This is a genomic window from Nostoc sp. PCC 9305, assembly GCF_963920915.1.
In the GTDB taxonomy this organism is placed as follows: Bacteria; Cyanobacteriota; Cyanobacteriia; order Cyanobacteriales; family Nostocaceae; genus Nostoc.
The window spans coordinates 1-16,942 of sequence record NZ_CAWUDN010000140.1; the positions used below are offsets into that span (position 1 = coordinate 1).

Annotated in this window: 15 protein-coding genes; 7 read left to right on the forward strand and 8 right to left on the reverse strand. The window is 41.5% G+C overall.

The window, feature by feature from the left end; all coding sequences use genetic code 11:
* Positions 1-31: 31 nt before the first annotated feature.
* From ACM0OX_RS31995 to ctpB, 3 genes are all read right to left on the reverse strand, one after another.
* Complete coding sequence (locus ACM0OX_RS31995) at positions 32-1,243, reverse strand: putative bifunctional diguanylate cyclase/phosphodiesterase (protein ID WP_414518996.1); 1,212 nt, start codon at positions 1,241-1,243, stop codon at positions 32-34.
* A gap of 703 nt (positions 1,244-1,946) precedes the next feature.
* Positions 1,947-2,915, reverse strand: a complete 969-nt coding sequence (locus ACM0OX_RS32000) for a glycosyltransferase (protein WP_414518997.1) — start codon at positions 2,913-2,915, stop codon at positions 1,947-1,949.
* A 148-nt stretch (positions 2,916-3,063) separates the two neighbouring features.
* Positions 3,064-4,404 (reverse strand): carboxyl-terminal processing protease CtpB, encoded by a 1,341-nt coding sequence (gene ctpB, locus ACM0OX_RS32005; protein WP_414518998.1) that lies wholly within the window; start codon positions 4,402-4,404, stop codon positions 3,064-3,066.
* 312 nt (positions 4,405-4,716) lie between these two features.
* On the opposite strand from ctpB, the gene ACM0OX_RS32010 reads away from it, so the two are divergent.
* The gene (locus ACM0OX_RS32010) at positions 4,717-5,415 is read left to right on the forward strand and encodes a YdcF family protein (protein WP_414518999.1); all 699 of its coding nucleotides are present in this window, start codon (positions 4,717-4,719) and stop codon (positions 5,413-5,415) included.
* Position 5,416: 1 nt separating this feature from the next.
* Here the strand turns inward: ACM0OX_RS32010 and ACM0OX_RS32015 are convergent, their stop codons facing one another.
* The 5 genes from ACM0OX_RS32015 to ACM0OX_RS32035 all read right to left on the reverse strand — a co-directional run bounded on the left by ACM0OX_RS32015 (position 5,417) and on the right by ACM0OX_RS32035 (position 8,464).
* The gene (locus ACM0OX_RS32015) at positions 5,417-5,728 is read right to left on the reverse strand and encodes a Txe/YoeB family addiction module toxin (RefSeq protein WP_414519000.1); all 312 of its coding nucleotides are present in this window, start codon (positions 5,726-5,728) and stop codon (positions 5,417-5,419) included.
* Positions 5,722-5,961, reverse strand: a complete 240-nt coding sequence (locus ACM0OX_RS32020) for a type II toxin-antitoxin system Phd/YefM family antitoxin (protein WP_414519010.1) — start codon at positions 5,959-5,961, stop codon at positions 5,722-5,724. The genes ACM0OX_RS32015 and ACM0OX_RS32020 overlap by 7 nt, the downstream gene beginning before the upstream one ends.
* A 282-nt stretch (positions 5,962-6,243) precedes the next feature.
* Positions 6,244-6,585, reverse strand: coding sequence for a hypothetical protein (locus tag ACM0OX_RS32025; RefSeq protein WP_414519001.1), 342 nt, complete (start codon positions 6,583-6,585; stop codon positions 6,244-6,246).
* Between the two features lie 13 nt (positions 6,586-6,598).
* Complete coding sequence (locus ACM0OX_RS32030) at positions 6,599-7,165, reverse strand: hypothetical protein (RefSeq protein WP_414519002.1); 567 nt, start codon at positions 7,163-7,165, stop codon at positions 6,599-6,601.
* A 96-nt stretch (positions 7,166-7,261) separates the two neighbouring features.
* Positions 7,262-8,464 (reverse strand): 3-dehydroquinate synthase, encoded by a 1,203-nt coding sequence (locus ACM0OX_RS32035; RefSeq protein WP_414519003.1) that lies wholly within the window; start codon positions 8,462-8,464, stop codon positions 7,262-7,264.
* A 475-nt stretch (positions 8,465-8,939) separates the two neighbouring features.
* On the opposite strand from ACM0OX_RS32035, the gene ACM0OX_RS32040 reads away from it, so the two are divergent.
* The 6 genes from ACM0OX_RS32040 (at position 8,940) to ACM0OX_RS32065 (ending at position 16,571) form a co-directional block, all read left to right on the forward strand.
* Positions 8,940-9,821 (forward strand): EboA family metabolite traffic protein, encoded by an 882-nt coding sequence (locus ACM0OX_RS32040; RefSeq protein ID WP_414519004.1) that lies wholly within the window; start codon positions 8,940-8,942, stop codon positions 9,819-9,821.
* 125 nt (positions 9,822-9,946) lie between these two features.
* Positions 9,947-10,882, forward strand: a complete 936-nt coding sequence (locus ACM0OX_RS32045; RefSeq protein ID WP_414519005.1) for a TatD family hydrolase — start codon at positions 9,947-9,949, stop codon at positions 10,880-10,882.
* 190 nt (positions 10,883-11,072) lie between these two features.
* Entirely contained in the window at positions 11,073-12,005 is a 933-nt protein-coding gene (eboC, locus tag ACM0OX_RS32050) for a UbiA-like protein EboC (protein WP_414519006.1), read from the forward strand.
* Positions 12,006-12,152: 147 nt separating this feature from the next.
* Positions 12,153-13,379: a metabolite traffic protein EboE gene (gene eboE, locus ACM0OX_RS32055; protein WP_414519007.1), complete on the forward strand. Its 1,227-nt coding sequence runs from the start codon at positions 12,153-12,155 to the stop codon at positions 13,377-13,379.
* A 120-nt stretch (positions 13,380-13,499) separates the two neighbouring features.
* Entirely contained in the window at positions 13,500-14,873 is a 1,374-nt protein-coding gene (locus ACM0OX_RS32060; RefSeq protein ID WP_414519008.1) for an alkaline phosphatase family protein, read from the forward strand.
* Positions 14,874-15,077: 204 nt separating this feature from the next.
* The gene (locus ACM0OX_RS32065) at positions 15,078-16,571 is read left to right on the forward strand and encodes a catalase (protein ID WP_414519009.1); all 1,494 of its coding nucleotides are present in this window, start codon (positions 15,078-15,080) and stop codon (positions 16,569-16,571) included.
* The last annotated feature ends 371 nt before the right edge of the window (positions 16,572-16,942 follow it).

The following is a 16,942-nucleotide window of genomic DNA, read 5'->3' on the forward strand; positions in this document are numbered from 1 at the left end:
AGGGTAAAGTCTTGGCCATCTAATACTTGGCTTATTTCCGCCGTGCTGTACTAGTGAGCGAAACAATCGGTTGGTAATAAACCCGAAATTCTTCGCGTTCAATTGCTCGGCGCAAATCAGTCTCTAACTGCAATCTCGCCAGAGCATCAGCATACATATCTGAGTTGAATAACTCATAACGCGCTCTGCCTAGCACCTTGGCTCGATACATTGCTGTATCTGCATCCCTCAACAGTTCTTCTGGGTGTTGATAGTCTACTGTCGAACTCAACGCGATGCCAATACTTGCCGTGATGAAGACTTCTTGTCCGTCAAGTTCAAAGGGTAATGCCAGTTCCTTCTGAATCCGTTCAGCGACTTTGATGGCATCTGACACATCCTGGATTCCCTCAAGCAGGATTGTAAATTCGTCTCCCCCAAGCCGTGCCGCTGTATCTATGGAGCGTACACATATTTCTAATCTACTTGCAATAGCAAGCAACAATTGGTCTCCATTTAGGTGTCCAAGACTGTCATTGATCACCTTAAACCGATCTAGGTCGATAAATAGCACAGCATATAGATAATCTGAATGCCGTTTTGAATAATTTATCGCATGTTTTAGGCGGTTCATAAATGCAACGCGGTTTGCCAGACCCGTTAGTGTATCGTGAAAAGCAAGGTGCAGTAGTTGTGACTCGACTCTTTTACGTTCTGTAATTTCATTTAGCAATTTCTGGTTTGCTTTTACCAGTTCCGCTGTCCGTTCCGCCACCCGTATTTCTAACTCACTGTAAGCTCGGTACAACATTTCTTCAGCTTGTTTGCGTTCACTGATGTTGCACAGCAGCCAACGCCACCCAAGGTGCTTTTCCTCAAGATCGTATACTACAGACGCTTTCACATTAGCAGGGAAAGGCTTTCCTCTCCGTGGCTGTAAGTGAATTTCCCAGTTCAGTATCTCTTGCAAATTGTTTATTTGATAGTTAAAGGACTGGCGGTCTTGTTGAGCAATAAAAAGAATTAATGGTTTACCTACTAAATACTTTTGTTGGACACCAAGCAAAGTTGCTGCTACATAGTTAGCCTCTTGGATTGTCCCGTTGATATCAGTTACTAAGTAACCATCTGGAGCAAACTCGAACAAATCTTGGTAACGCTGGCGCTCTTTCTCTACTGCCGCTCGTGTTACCTTTAACTCCTCGGAAGCTGTTAATAGTTCTTCCATTGCGGTGTTAAGTTCCTCGAAAGCCTCTGTTATCATCTCCTGGTGTGAGTTCAGATTAGTTCCATAGCATTTTAATAGTCCCTGTATCTGTGAGCACAATTTATCTATCTGTTGATTAAATCCATCCACTTTCATGTTGCTCAACTCACAAAACTATGAAGCGTAGCTGTGAATGAAAAGAGCAGGGTAAGCAAACCCCATGCTTTCTTCAAGACTTCAAACGCTATTGAGCAGGTAAGGAGAGAAGGTTACTTGAAAGAGCGGACACTCTATAAATAAATATGAATGACAGAACTTGGTTTTTTGATTTACTAACTTAATCTCTCAATAATGAGGAAGCAATCAAATTTGTGTAGCCTCAATCAACTTTTAGCCCTATTTAGTGCCACAAGCTTGTCTGATAACGACTAAAGTGCTGAGTGGCAACAAGCCCTACCTACTGGAATTTTTATTTTATTCAATACAAGGTAATAAAGTTAAAAGTTCATTAACAACAGCATATTTGCTTTACCTACTTTTGAAAATACTTCTTAAGATACATTCGCTTTTGTGAGCTAAAGAAAGAATAAGAGTTTCAGTCAAAGCTTCTGGACTGACAAGAATGTTTTTGCTTAGGCGTTACTGAATTCAGATATGAAAATGATTTTGCATAATTTCAAAACCTTTATAGAGACTAGCAATTGCAACGTCTCTATACCAAGATTTACACATCTAAATCAGCTATGCTCTTTTTTTTTCGTTACAGTCGAGCAATTATCTTAGCATTCTCTGGTAACTTGGCATCTCTTTGTCCAGCAGTACGCGCCCTAGCTGTGAACAAACCAATGGGAGTACTTAATAAATCTACAAGGGTGGCTTGCTTCGCCAACGCCTTTTTAATATCTCTTGGTAGTTCTTTCAATAACCAACGTGCCAAACGATAGCCGTATTCTTTGGGTGTCATCTCTCGCATTAAATCTACACCATGCAGTTCATGCAGATAGCGATTTGAGCGTCCATAACGCCGCCATTGACTTTGTAGTTCTTGAAGTGTAGCGCGGTGACGGTGCTGAACGATCGCATTTGGGGCAAATTCTAAACGCCCGATGTTTTCCCCTAAAATCCGCCAACAAATATCAGCATCACCACCAGTAGTCAGATAGGGACGAAATAAACCCACTTTTTCAAAGGCAATGGGTCGAATCGCCAAATTAGCTGTTTGACCATAGGGACGAAAGGAATGGTTCAGGGTATGCTTTTGCGATAAAGTTTCTTGACGGTCTGCGTGTTGTTCTAGCAGAGTTGTGCCTGGTAGTGCCAAAATTTCACCAGCAACAATTATCACTTCTGGGTTGATAAAAGGCTGAATTAGTGAATCTAACCATTGCGGTTGTGGGCGACAATCTGCATCTGTAAAAACGATAATTTCACTCGTAGCGGCGCGAATCCCAGTATTACGAGCAGCGTAAGAGCTTTGAATTTGGGTTTCGCTCAAGGGGCGAATTGTAATCGGGCAATTTTCGGCAGATGTTTTCAGGATGGAGAGAGTGCGATCGCTACTGTTATTGTCCACCAACAAGTATTCTACCCGGTCTTTTGGGTAAGTTTGAGACAACAGACAATTGATTAACTCTGGTAAATCCGCCTCACCGTTATAAATAGGAACAACCACCGACACCATTGGTAAAAATCTGGTGGCAGCGGTTGTATCAACTGGCTGATGATTCATAAATCTGAGATTTTGGAGATGGGGTTAGTAGCTAGTATTCCCAAACCAAAATCTTGGAACGGCATATCAAGCAGTTTTCATAACTCCAAAAATCTGGATTTGGGAATACTACTATATAAACACCTGGTAACAAATCATTCGCGTCAATTTAAAATTTCAGGTTATCGGCGCGGCTCATGGGTCGAGTCGGTTGATTTGCTGGCGGCTGGGCAAAGTTGTTATTTGATAGAATTGCGATCGCTCGAGCATATTGGGGATCGCTCTTAGTTCCGATTAAATTTGGATTAGAAGCCAATTGACGCTCTTGTGCTTCTGTCAAATCTAGCTTGATGTCTGGGGCAATCCCTTTATGGTTAATATCTGTTCCCGCCGGGGTGTAGTAATGGGCTATGGTGACAGCCAAGCCGGAACCATCTGCGAGTTCATGAACTGACTGCACTAGGGCTTTGCCAAAAGTTTGACCACCTACGACTACCGCCCGCTTATTATCCTTGAGTGCGCCTGTGAGGATTTCGCTAGCACTAGCTGAATTCCCATCCACTAAGACCGCCAAAGGACGATTTGTCAAAGCAGTGCGATTAGCTTTAGTTTCCTCAGTGCCGCCCACACGGTCTACTGTCTTGACAATTCCGCCATCATTATACCACATCCGAGCAATTTCAATGCTCGCCTGCAACAAACCGCCAGGATTACCCCGCAAATCCAAGACATAAGAATCAACTTTCTTAGTGTTCAAATCGCGGATGGCTCGTTGCATCTGTTCAGCGGCGTGGGCGCTAAATTCTCGCAAACGGATATAGCCAACCCGGCGATTTCCTTCTTGCTTGAGGGTATAGCGTACCGTTGGGACTTCAATACTTGCCCTTGTCAGCTTCAAATCAAAGGCAGTTTGGCCTGGGCGTCCCAACCGTAGCTTGATGGGAGTACCCGCTTTGCCGCGGATGAGCTTAGAAGCATCATCCACTTTCATTTTGAGAGTGGGTTTGCCGTCAATTGCCAAAATTTCATCGCCTGCTTTGATCCCAGCTTTCAGTGCCGGAGAATTTTCTATGGCTTCGACAACGGTGAGGCGCTGAGTTTTTTCGTTCACTTCCATCCGAACGCCGATACCAGAGACTTCCCCTGATGTTTGGCTAGTCAGAGCTTCAAACTGTTGTGGATCCATGAACCGAGTGTAAGGATCTCCCAACTTTTGTAAAGCTTCACGGATGGCAGTGTATGCTTCTTCGCGAGAAGAGTAGTCTTTGCTCAACAAGCTTTGCCTGGTTGCTTGCCAATCTTGTTGATTAAATTTGCCATCAACATATTCATGATTTACCAGTTGCCAAACTTGGTCAACTATCACTTTTGGGCTGTCTTGTAGGGCTAGAGCAGCACGGACACCACGAGTCCAAGCGGGCCCGAACACAGACATGGTAGCAGTTGTGGCGATCGCTCCACCAATCAAGGCTACTTGGAGCGGTGAGTAACTTTTCGCAGATTGGTTCATGTATACTTAGCTGGAATAATTGTGTTGTTGACAGTTTAGCAATCAGGCTTTCCAGAAATTTTTAAGTTTTTATACCCCAGAATCAACTATGCTCCTTCATCATTTTTATCCTTAAATGATGCCAAAAATGCCGCATTAGTTATTAACAATCATTTCTCAGTTTGTTAGTCTACTCCGGAAGGCTATACTGAGCGTGTGACACTTTTATTAGCGTCATCTTTGCATTCTAGATTACTTTTATAAGATAGCACTTTGCTCACTGAATTGCAGTACTGTCATACAGCAATAAAATCAGTTTTTCTTACTTAAGTCATGAAACGCAAATTTACCATCAAATCATTAATTTCTATTAAAAAAAAATCTGCTAATCTGTGGCAATTGTTACAAAAACTCAATGGTGGATTGTATGTTGTCCTGGGTGTTTGGCTGATTTTTACTACTATAACCTTAGTTTTTGCTTCTTCGCAGCCAATAGATGCCTTCTTTGTGCTGGGTGGCAGTATTCGGCGAGAAACTTATGTTGCCCAACTAGCAAAACAATACCCACAAACCCCAATTTTAATTTCTCATGGTTCCCCAGATCCCTGTATACGGTTAATTTTTGAGGCGGAATTAGCAGAGTTACAAAACGTTTGGTTAGAAAACTGCGCGAATTCTACCTTTGAAAATTTTTATTATAGTATTCCAATTCTGCGCCGTTGGGGAGTGCATAAAGTCATGTTGATTACTTCGCTCAGTCATTTACCCAGAGCTAAATGGATGGCACAGATTCTTTTGGGCGCTCATGGTATTTGGGTAGAGCCAGAAATTGTTCAAGAATTGGGTATTCCTGGTAATCAGGAATCTTGGACTAAAACCGGATTAGATGTAACGCGCAGCTTATTTTGGGCGATTTTAAGTCAAATTATTCAACCGCAATGCTCAAATGTCACAAAGCTTACTGATGTAGATATGCAAGCTTGGGAGCATCGAGGTTTTCATTGCGAACACCAAGGGGGGCTGAGGAGATAACTTACTCGTAATGCGTCCACATCCGAATTATCTTGACTACTTGCTCGGATTCGATGACCTCATATACCAACCGATGCTGTATATTAATCCTACGAGAATAAGCACCTGATAAGTCACCAACCAGCTTTTCATAGGGTGGAGGATTTTGAAAAGGATTTTTTTTAAGGACTGCGAGTAATTCCTCGGCCTTTTCCTTTAAGTTACTAGAAGCTAATTTCTTCGCGTCTTTTTGTGCTTGTTTTGTGTAAATCAACCTCCAGATCGCTTCTTCGGGGTTTGCAAGTGGCTCCTCAGAAGCTTGCTGACTCACCACTCCAACTCCCCATCACATTCTTGGATCGGGGTTGCTAGTGCTTCTTTTATAGATTCTCGCATTCCAGGGACAGATAATAAGTAAAGAGTCTCTTGAATTGCAGACCAATCTTTTTCCGCCAGCAGAATCGCATTACCGCGATCGCCTCGAATGATTACAGGTTTACCCTGTGCAACTTGGTCGATGATCTCTTGCAAATTATTTTGAGCGTCGTTGACGGGAAACGAAGACATCATAACTTTTTTAACTCACGATAACTTTAATTTAGTATAAAAGTTGAGAAACTTACCACATTATCAACGAAGAAGAAGAGGAAATAAAAGGTATTTTGCAATTTAGAACCGCGAAGTTGCGATCGCTTTAAAAATTAAGCTATATTTTTGCATAATAAAAGAATCGCAATTAGGCATAGTTTAAGAATTTTTCACTTTTATAAAAATAATTTAGCTATCTGCATGAAATGGGACACTTCGCAGATTTAATATCGAGCTATAGCGAATTTGGTTATTAGGCTACTAAGGGTTGTAGTCCATGTAACTCCAATACTTCAAGCCAACCCAATCTCCATGTTCAGTAAGACCAAACTTGTACCCATATCCAACATCCCAAAAGCAAAACATATATCGTTGAATTTGTTGGAAATTGTTACGCATGAATTGGGTAACAGGTTTTTCCGATGAACCTCCATCATACTTAACTTTGAAATAGTAAGGATCGTCATCAAACATCTTTCCTGCTTTTAAGGCAAGTTCGATTGCGATCGCTTCGTCAGAGGAGATTGTGCAAAAAATTTGGTGGTTGTAGATGACGTAATCGTAATACCCGTAACACTCTATCGGCTTTAACTTTATAAGCACCTTACTAATTTTTTCATGTATGTCTCGTGCGACTGGCTTCGTCGATTGACAGACAGTTAATGAAGCAAGTTCTGGATGGAAAGAGTTCGTGTATCGATTCCAAACCTGATCGGGAACCGTCGGTGCAAGGCAGATCCACTCTAAATCTGAAAGTTTGACCAACGATGATAAAAATCTTAAATTCTTGTGCCCAAGAAACGTTAAGGCTCCGATTAATGCTGCGAAGACTGTAGGCTCTAAGGTTTTGTAAGCTGCTTTTGAGAAAATAAGCTAGAGCGTTGTAGTACTGGTTTTGCTGTGATTGCAAATAAGGACTCCAGGAATCATCTTTACGCTCACGCCGAGAAGAAGCGTACTTGTATCCAGGATACTCTTTTGGGTCTGTTGGCATCCCCCGACGTGCTATCCCTTTCCATGTTGCGATCGCTTGATCGAAATCAGTAGTTTGAACAAAGCCTTCGGACAATAATAAATTCCAGCAATTCAGTCCTCCCCTATTCTCTGTATTCCAGACAAACGGCTGACGATTTTCTGTATAATTTCTAAACCGACTAATAAGGTCTTGCGTTTCTGGGTGCATAAATCATCCAGGTGTAAATTTGTGCATTAACAAGCACATTTTAGTGTAATGGCTTGTTTCTAGACATCGCTTCTGCTAATTGTACCCAATGGATAATTAATGCAAAAGTTCCCAATCTTGCAGCATCAAAATAGCATCTCTATACAAAGACAAATCCACGTGATTAACTTCAATTCCCTCTCCGATTCCTTGTAGAAGGGTAATTGTCAATTTTCCTCCCAAATGTTCGCGGAATTCGGTAAGCCCCCTAAACAGACAATGCGGATGATCTAGTCGATCTAACTGCTCTGTCAATGCCGATACGTACAAAGTAAAGCCTAATTTCTTGAGTGTAGTTAGAACCCTTTGCCACTCAGATTGTAAGAGTTGCCCTGTTAAATATGAATAGGTTGTATCTAAAGCAATGCCGATCGCTACAGCTTCACCATGACGTAGGCTGTAATTAGTTAAATGTTCCAGTTTGTGAGCAGCCCAGTGTCCAAAGTCTAAAGGACGTGATGAACCCATTTCAAAGGGATCGCCACTACCAGCAATATGCTCTAAGTGCAGCTGAGAACAACGATAAATCAGTCTTTCCATTATGTCCATGTCTCGATTAGCCAATTTATCGGCATTAGTCATAATGAAATCGAAGAAATCTGCATCTTTAATCAGCGCTACTTTCACCGCTTCTGCAATGCCCGATCGCCAATCTCGATCGTCGAGGCTAGTAAGAAAATCAAAGTCATTCAAGACAGCATAAGGTGGCATGAATGTACCCAAAAAGTTTTTCTTACCAAAGGCATTGATTCCGTTTTTGACTCCTACACCCGAATCATTTTGCCCTAATACTGTTGTCGGTACTCGTAACAGCCGAATTCCTCGGTGAGCTGTTGTTGCTGCATATCCTGCCATGTCTAGGACAGCTCCACCTCCAATTGCTAAGACGTAGGAGTGACGGCATAATCCAGCTGCATTGATCCGTTGATGAATTTGATCTATAAATCTAGAATCGTTCTTGACTGCCTCTCCACCTGGAACTACTATCGGCTCACCGCTCAGTGTTAATATATCTTCATAACATTGGGCATAAGCTGATAATTTTTTTAATAGCCCATCTTGATATTGTAAAAATCCTCCATCTACCACCGCTAGCACCTGTTTTGGGGTTGTTTCCCCATCTGCGGCGATCGCTTGTGCAAATAAAGGATTATCTAACTGAAACAGACCTCTAGTGAAGTGAACATCATAATTGAAGGTAACACGAACACATTGGTTAATTGGTTGTAGATTAAGAGCGCTTTTTTGTTGAATAGCCATTTGAATATTATTACTTTCTAACTACCTGTAAATATATACACTATTGCAATTAAAATTAACAGCAATGTAGACAAAGAAAATCCATTCTATAATTCAATTTTGAAATGAATTACTAGTCAAATCTATTTAATAAACTAATCATACTTTTGAAGTGTATTTGCCTAACAGATAAAGTTCAAATTAACATGAATTTACAATTTATATTAATGCTTATGCTTGATATCTGAGCTTAGTAATGGAGATCATTATTACATAAAATTCTAATTTTTTTCCGTAAGATAATTTTATGATTTATCTAATCAAAATGGTATCTTTACAGTATCTTCTTTAAAGTCAGGATATTTTTATAGATTCAGTGAAGTTATAATTCTAGTAGTATATTATCTAACTGCTTCAAACCCAAAAAATCAAGTTTAGTGCTATATTTTATACTTGGTTGTCACAAAGAAGTTGGGCAACTTATCCTGAATTTATCATGAGTAAAGTAAACAAATTACTGCATCACTGGTTGTTAAAGTCTGTTTCAGAGAAAGCTTTTACTTGGTTGGAACAGAAGCAGGCACAGATTGCAAGCGGCGCTGCTGAACGAGTGTTTTTTACGGCTTTTAGTGCTGTGCCGCGTTATCTAGGTAAACAGGATTTACAGCTAACATTTCAGGACTTGGAAGCAGCAGAGGATCTGATTCCCGGCTGGTATCCTGGTAATTGGAGTGTTGATCGAGCCGGTCGCACGCTTTTGCTTTTAGCTTTGCCCCATGATGATGCTGAGGGCTATGTGCGATCGCTCGATCGAGTCTTCTCCACTGCCGATATGGGTGAGTTAGTTGCTCTTTACCAAAGTTTGCCGCTGCTACCACATCCAGAGTTACATCGCCACCGTACTGCTGAGGGAATCCGCAGCAATATGAGTAATGTATTCCAAGCTATAGCACTACGTAACCCTTATCCAGCGAATTATTTAGATAATGCTGCTTGGAATCAGATGGTGCTAAAGGCTGTGTTTGTCGGCAGTCCGTTGCATCTAATTTGGGGTTTAGATCGGCGTGCTAACCCAGAATTGGCGAGGATGTTGGCAGATTATGCCCATGAACGTTGGGCAGCTAAACGCTCAGTTACGCCGGAACTTTGGCGGCCTGTAGGACGGTTTGCCGATAGCGCCATCATCACAGATTTAGAAAAAGTACTGGCTAATGGGGCTATAGACGAGCAAGAAGCAGCAGCCTTAGCTTGTGCTGAGTCTCCCTTACCCCAAGCGCAAGCATTACTTTCTCATTACCCAGATTTACAGTCATCCATTCAACAAGGTAATCTGACTTGGAGCAGTTTTAGCCGCGATGCCTGCGGCGGGCTGCGCTAACGCTTGTCAGTTTACAAATGAAGAAGGGAATAGGTTACAGGTTATAGGGTACAGATTATTTCCTATTCCCTATTCCCTGTCACCTGTCACCTCTCCCCTAATCCCAATGCCCAATTATTAAAACCATGATGTTTATCGATCCTCACATTCACATGTGTTCCCGTACTACTTACGATTACTTAGTAATGCGGGAATATGGAATTGTCGCCGTTATTGAACCAGCCTTTTGGTTAGGACAACCCCGAACTAACGCTGGCTCATTTAAGGACTATTTCAGTAGTCTTGTGGGCTGGGAACGGTTTCGTGCTAGTCAGTTTGGCATCCAACACTACTGCACAATCGGCTTAAATCCGAAAGAAGCTAATAACGAAGCGCTAGCAGATGAAGTTATGGAACTGCTACCACTTTATGCCTGTAAAGAAGGAGTTGTTGCCATTGGTGAAATTGGCTATGACGATATGACAGAAGCAGAAGATAAGTACTTTTGTCAACAGTTAGAATTAGCGAAAGAACTCGATACGTTGGTACTAATTCATACTCCTCATCGCAATAAAAAGGCAGGTGCTAGTCGGAGTATGGATCGCTGTATTGAATATGGTTTAGATCCCTCACAAGTAGTTATCGATCACAACAACGAAGAAACTGTTGAAGAAGTATTAGGACGGGGTTTTTGGGCGGCTTTCACGATTTACCCACAGACGAAGATGGGTAATGCCAGGATGGTAGAAGTTGTCCGCAAATATGGATGCGATAGCGTAGCGGGACGTGATAACGTTCGTCGCATCATTGTAGATAGTAGCGCTGATTGGGGTATCAGCGATCCGTTAGCAGTCCCGAAAACAGCTCAGTTGATGTTAGATAGGGGCATTCCTGAAGAACACGTGCGAGCAGTTTGTTATGAAAATGCTCTAGCTGCTTACAGTCAAACTGGGCAGATGAAAGCATCAGACTGGCTCAATCCCCAATCTATCGATCAGCGTCAGCTGTTCAGTGGTAATTCTGTGCTACGGGGACAGGAACCAGGAATCAAATCAGTTTCAGATTTTGTGTTGATTGAGTAGAAAGTTATAAGGGGGCATTGGGCATTGCTAGAGAGATTTTCATCTTAATTAGAACTTACGCACGAGTTACGGAATAACGAACCGCAGAGGCACAGAGGACACAGAGAAATCAGAGCTTGAGAGATATTTTGCGTAAGTCCTATTAATATGCAGTTTATTTTGAGAAATTAGTAGATACGGAGGCAGATAAGTGAATGTTGCAAGCTTAAATTTTCAAAGCTGGCGGGGTTATCTGGAATTGATGCGTCCTGCTAATATTGTTACTGCTTGGGCGGATATTCTTCTTGGTTTTGCTGCTTCTGGTTCTGGGATAATTTTTACTAAATTAATTAATGGCGAAGCAAGTTTTGCCATATTAATTCCATTAACTTGGTTGTTATTGGCTACAACTGGTTTATACGGTGGTGGTATAGTTTTCAATGATGTTTTTGATGCTGAATTAGATGCAAAAGAGCGACCAAATAGAGCAATTCCCAGTGGTCGCGTATCTCGTCAAAATGCTACTTTATTGGGGAGTATACTGTTTGCAATCGGCATTATAGCTGCCTTTCAAGTATCGTTCTTGAGTGCTGCGATCGCTATTTTTATCACTCTTTCATGCCTCCTCTATAACTCACTCGCCAAGCATCATCCTTTTTTCGGCCCTTTAAATATGGGTTTGTGCCGTGGCAGTAACTTATTATTAGGTGTAAGTGCTGTACCAGAAATAATCGGAGAACGTTGGTATTTAGCGCTGATTCCTGTTGTTTATATTGCTGCTATCACCGCAATTAGTCAGGGTGAAGTTCACGGAGGTAAGAAGATTACGGGAGTACTTGCGCTACTGCTAATTGCAATAGTTTTGGCAGCAGTTTTAGCTTTAGGATTATTAGAAGAGTATACAGCGATCGCAGCCCTACCATTCGCTGTTTTATTAGCTATCAGAATCTTGCCTAACTTTATCAAAGCGGCGCGAGAACCGATAGCCGAAAATATCCGCAATGCTGTGAAAATAGGTGTTTTATCTCTAATAGTCTTAGATGCAACCGTTGCATCTGGTTTTGCTGGTTTGTATTACGGTTTATTCGTTCTCATCTTGTTACCCATTTCGATGAAGTTAGCAAAAGTATTTGCTGTTACTTAAATTTGAATATATACACCCAGTAATACCATTAATTGGCTATAGGGGCGCACATCTATGCGCCCCTAACCATGAATATGTAGCAAGTATTTTGTGAAATAGTTGAAGCCAAAGAAAACAGATTACATATATAAGGGATAAAGCTAAAAAATGAAAATTACAAAAGACAGCAAGTTTCATTTAACTTATTGCAGCAATATTCATCCTGGTGAAAGTTGGCTAGAGGTTTTTGCCAATTTAGAGAAGTATATTCCCGAACTCAAATCACGTTTATCGCCTACAGAACCTTTTGGTATTGGCTTGAGGTTAGCAGATGTTGCTGCAAAAGAACTTTTAGAAAGTAATAACTTAGCTAAATTTCAAGCTTGGCTGACTCAAGAAGATTTATATGTTTTCACCTTAAACGGATTCCCTTATGGCGGATTTCATCGACAGGTGGTAAAAGACCAAGTTTATGCACCAGATTGGTCTACACAAGAACGGGTTAATTATACATTAAACTTGGCACACATTTTAGCTAGTCTATTACCCCAAGGACTTGATGGCGGAATTTCTACACTACCATTATCCTATAAACCTTGGTGGGTAAAAGACCAAAAAACTTTCGAGACTGTTTTGAAAAAGAGTTGTTTGAACATAGCATCAGTTGTTGTAGAAATGATTCGTATCCGTGAACAAACAGGCAAGATACTTCATATTGATTTAGAACCTGAGCCGGATGGTTTAATTGAAAATACTTCAGAAATAATTGACTTCTATCAAAATTGCTTATTGCCAATTGGCGGTAATTATTTATCAGAAAAACTAAATATTGAACAGAATTTAGCAGAAACTAAATTGCTAGAACACGTTCGGGTTTGTTATGACACCTGCCATTTTTCGGTCGAATATGAGGAACCACAATCTGTATTTGTACGTTTGCAATCAGCAGGAATTAAGATTGGCAAAATTCAAATCAGCGCTGCAATTAAAGTAAAAATACCTGCTGAGGTTGAGAAGCGGAGTTTGATAGTTGAACGCTTACGTCCTTTTGCTGAATCTACCTATCTTCACCAGGTAATAGAACGTCGCAGCGATGGTACACTCCATCACTATCCTGACTTAATAACTGCATTACCACATTTAGAGAAATCTTTAGCTGAAGAATGGCGCACTCACTTTCATGTACCAATTTTTATTCATGATTATCAAATTTTGCAGTCTACCCAAGATGACATCGCGACTGTTTTAAATCTACTTCAGACAAATAATGCTTGCTCACATTTAGAAATTGAAACTTACACTTGGGATGTATTGCCATCGGAAATGAAAATAGATTTGCTGACTTCTATTCAGCGAGAATATGAGTGGGTATTAAAATTAATTCGTAATTCGTAATTCGTAATTCGTAATTAATAAATTAAGATTTAAGCGGGTTTTTCTAGTTTAAATCTGTAGAGATGCGTTATTGTGCTTTTTTAGTTAGTTTCTTAATTGGTATAAAAAAGGATTAAAGTTATGCAGAAAACTGTTGTTATAAATGTTGTGGGATTAACGCCCAGTTTACTAGGAGAAAATACGCCGTTTTTATCTTCTTGGGCTGCGAAGGGGCAGGTAGCTTCTATAGGAAAAGTGTTACCTGCTGTAACTTGTTCAGTTCAGGCTACTTATTTAACAGGAAAATTGCCTGATGAACATGGAATTGTCGCTAATGGTTGGTACTTCCGTGATGAATGTGAAGTTAAGTTCTGGCGACAATCTAATAAACTAGTGCAGGCTCCCAAAGTTTGGGAAATAGCTAAATCAATTGATCCAACTTTCACTTGTGCCAACCTTTTTTGGTGGTACAACATGTACTCTACAGCAGATTATGCGATTACGCCGCGCCCAATGTATCCCGCCGATGGGAGAAAATTACCTGATATTTATACCCATCCTAGTGATGTGCGATCGCAAATTCAATCTGATTTAGGAAACTTCCCTCTGTTCGATTTCTGGGGGCCAAAAACTTCTATTAGTTCTAGCCAATGGATTGCGAATTCCGCAAAGTGGATTGAGGAACGTTACAGCCCGACATTATCACTGGTTTATTTACCACATTTAGATTACTGTCTGCAAAAATTTGGTAACAATAAAACACAGATTCAAGCAGATTTACGAGAAATTGATGCTGTTTGTGGTGATTTAATTGAATATTTTCAAGCACGTAATACTCAGGTAATTATTCTTTCTGAGTATGGCATTACGCCAGTTTCTAAAGCTGTGGATTTGAACCGCGTACTACGGGAAAATGGTTTAATTGCTGTGCGGGAAGAATTAGGGCGAGAACTGCTCGATTTTGGTGCTAGTATTGCCTTTGCCGTTGCCGATCATCAAATTGCCCATGTGTATGTGAACGATCCGGCATATATCCCAAAAGTGCGATCGCTTTTAGAAGCGACTGAAGGCGTAGCGCAGGTATTGGATGAAGAGGGAAAACAAGCCTACCATCTTAATCATCCTAGATCGGGTGAGTTGGTGGCGATCGCACAATCTAACGCTTGGTTTACCTATTATTATTGGCTCGATGATGCCAAAGCGCCTGATTTTGCTAGAACTGTAGATATCCACCGCAAGCCTGGTTACGATCCTGTAGAACTTTTCCTCGATCCGCAAATTACATTTCCTCAAGGAAAAATTGCTCTCAAGTTACTTAAGAAACAACTGGGTTTTCGCTACCTGATGGATGTGATTCCTCTGGATGCTTCCCTGGTGCGTGGTTCTCACGGTAACATCACCACTTCCCCAGATGAAGGGCCTCTATTTATCACCCATCAAACTCACCTAGTTGACGAACATCAAATTGAGGCGACAGATGTTTGCTCGTTGATTCTCAAACATTTAAATACCTGAAAGGCAGTATAGAGGCTGTATATTGCCTCTATATCCTCCCAAAATACAAAAAAATTTATGGCAATTCATAATCATATCGAGTATGATTTATATATAAACTCGTTATGACTATGAATTAGATTGTTCTATCAGTAGGTATCCATCTACTGACTAAAATGTACTGTGGGCAATCTGAGTAACTTACATGGAGAGCTTCTTTAAACCATGACTGAACCCCAAAACTTGACAACTGCTGATGGTATTCCAGTTAGCGATAACCAGAACTCACTTACAGCTGGAGCGCGTGGCCCTGTATTAATGCAGGATTTCCACCTTATAGAAAAGCTGGCTCATTTCAACAGAGAACGTATTCCTGAAAGAGTTGTCCACGCTAAAGGTGCTGCTGCTCATGGTACTTTGACTATTACCAATGACATCACCCGCTACAGTAAAGCCAAACTTTTTTCTGAAATTGGCAAGAAAACGGAACTTCTCTTGCGTTTCTCTACAGTCGGAGGAGAAAAAGGTTCAGCAGATGCCGAGCGCGACCCTAGAGGTTTTTCCCTCAAGTTTTATACTGAGGAGGGTAACTGGGATCTTGTAGGTAACAATACCCCGATTTTCTTCATCCGCGACCCTTTGAAGTTTCCTGATTTTATCCATACCCAAAAGCGCAATCCCCAAACCAATTGCAAAGACCAGAATGCAAAGTGGGATTTTTGGTCACTCAGTCCAGAATCGCTTCACCAAGTGACGATCCTCTTTTCAGATCGGGGAATTCCCAAAACCCATCGACACATGGACGGTTTTGGTAGCCACACCTTTAGTTTAATTAATGCCGAGGGCGATCGCGTCTGGTGTAAATTTCACTTTAAGACTCTGCAAGGGCATCAAACCTTGACAGAGGATGAATCGGCTAAGATTAAGGGCGAAGATCCCGATCATGCGACTCACGATTTGTTTGAAGCGATCGCTAACAAAGACTATCCTAAGTGGCGGATGTGTATTCAGGTGATGACCGAAGAGCAAGCGGAAAAACATCCTGACAATCCTTTTGACTTGACCAAAGTTTGGAAACAAGGAGAATATCCTTTAATTGAAGTCGGGATATTAGAGCTAAATCGTAACCCAGAGAATTATTTCGCCGAAGTTGAGCAAGCCGCTTTTAGCCCTAGTGCAGTGGTTCCTGGCGTTAGTTTCTCTCCAGACAAAATGCTGCAAGCTCGGATCTTTTCTTACCCAGATGCTCAACGGTATCGCTTGGGTGGTAACTATCAGCAACTACCCGTCAACCAGCCCAAATGTCCAGTGATGCATTATCAGCGAGATGGCTTTATGGCACCGGGGAACAACGGCGGTAGCGTTCCTAACTATGAACCGAATAGTGCTGCGGGTACGCCTAAAGAAAATCCAGCTTATGCAGAACCACCTAGTCATTTGGGCGATGTCACAGTCGATCGTTACAGTCATCGTGAAGGAAACGACGATTATACCCAAGCAGGTAATCTGTATCGTTTACTAACTCCTGAACAGCAAGAGCGTCTGGCTAAAAATATTGTTGGTAGTCTCTCTCAAGCCAGGGAAGACATCCAAATGCGCCAACTTTGCCACTTCTTCCGGGCAGATGTTTCTTATGGTCGTCGTGTAGCTGAAGGATTAGGCATTTCAATCGATCCCTCAATGTTGGGTGCTACTGCTCAACCTGTAGGTAACTGGTAAGCCTTATCCAATTTTGTGGGGTGGGCATCTTGCCATTGGTGTCAACTTAGCGTGAAAGCCAGCCTAGAAAAAGCTTTTAGATATTGTTTCGTTGTCTCGTTCCCAGTTTGAGACTGGGAATGCTGTCCTAGAGGCTCCGCCTCCCTTGCTGGCGGCAGAGCCGCAATTGAAGTGCATTTCCAGCCTAGAGGCTAGAAACGAGATTTGACAAAGCTTTTAGCTTAAGTTGACGTGAATTCGACAGACCTCACCCACCCAGCCTGCGAGGAGAGGGAGGAGCAACGAAAAATTAGGCTTTTTGCTCCCCTCTCCTAACAGGCTACGGTGTATACACAAGTCTTTGAGAGTTGCCTCACAGCGTTTAGATCCCC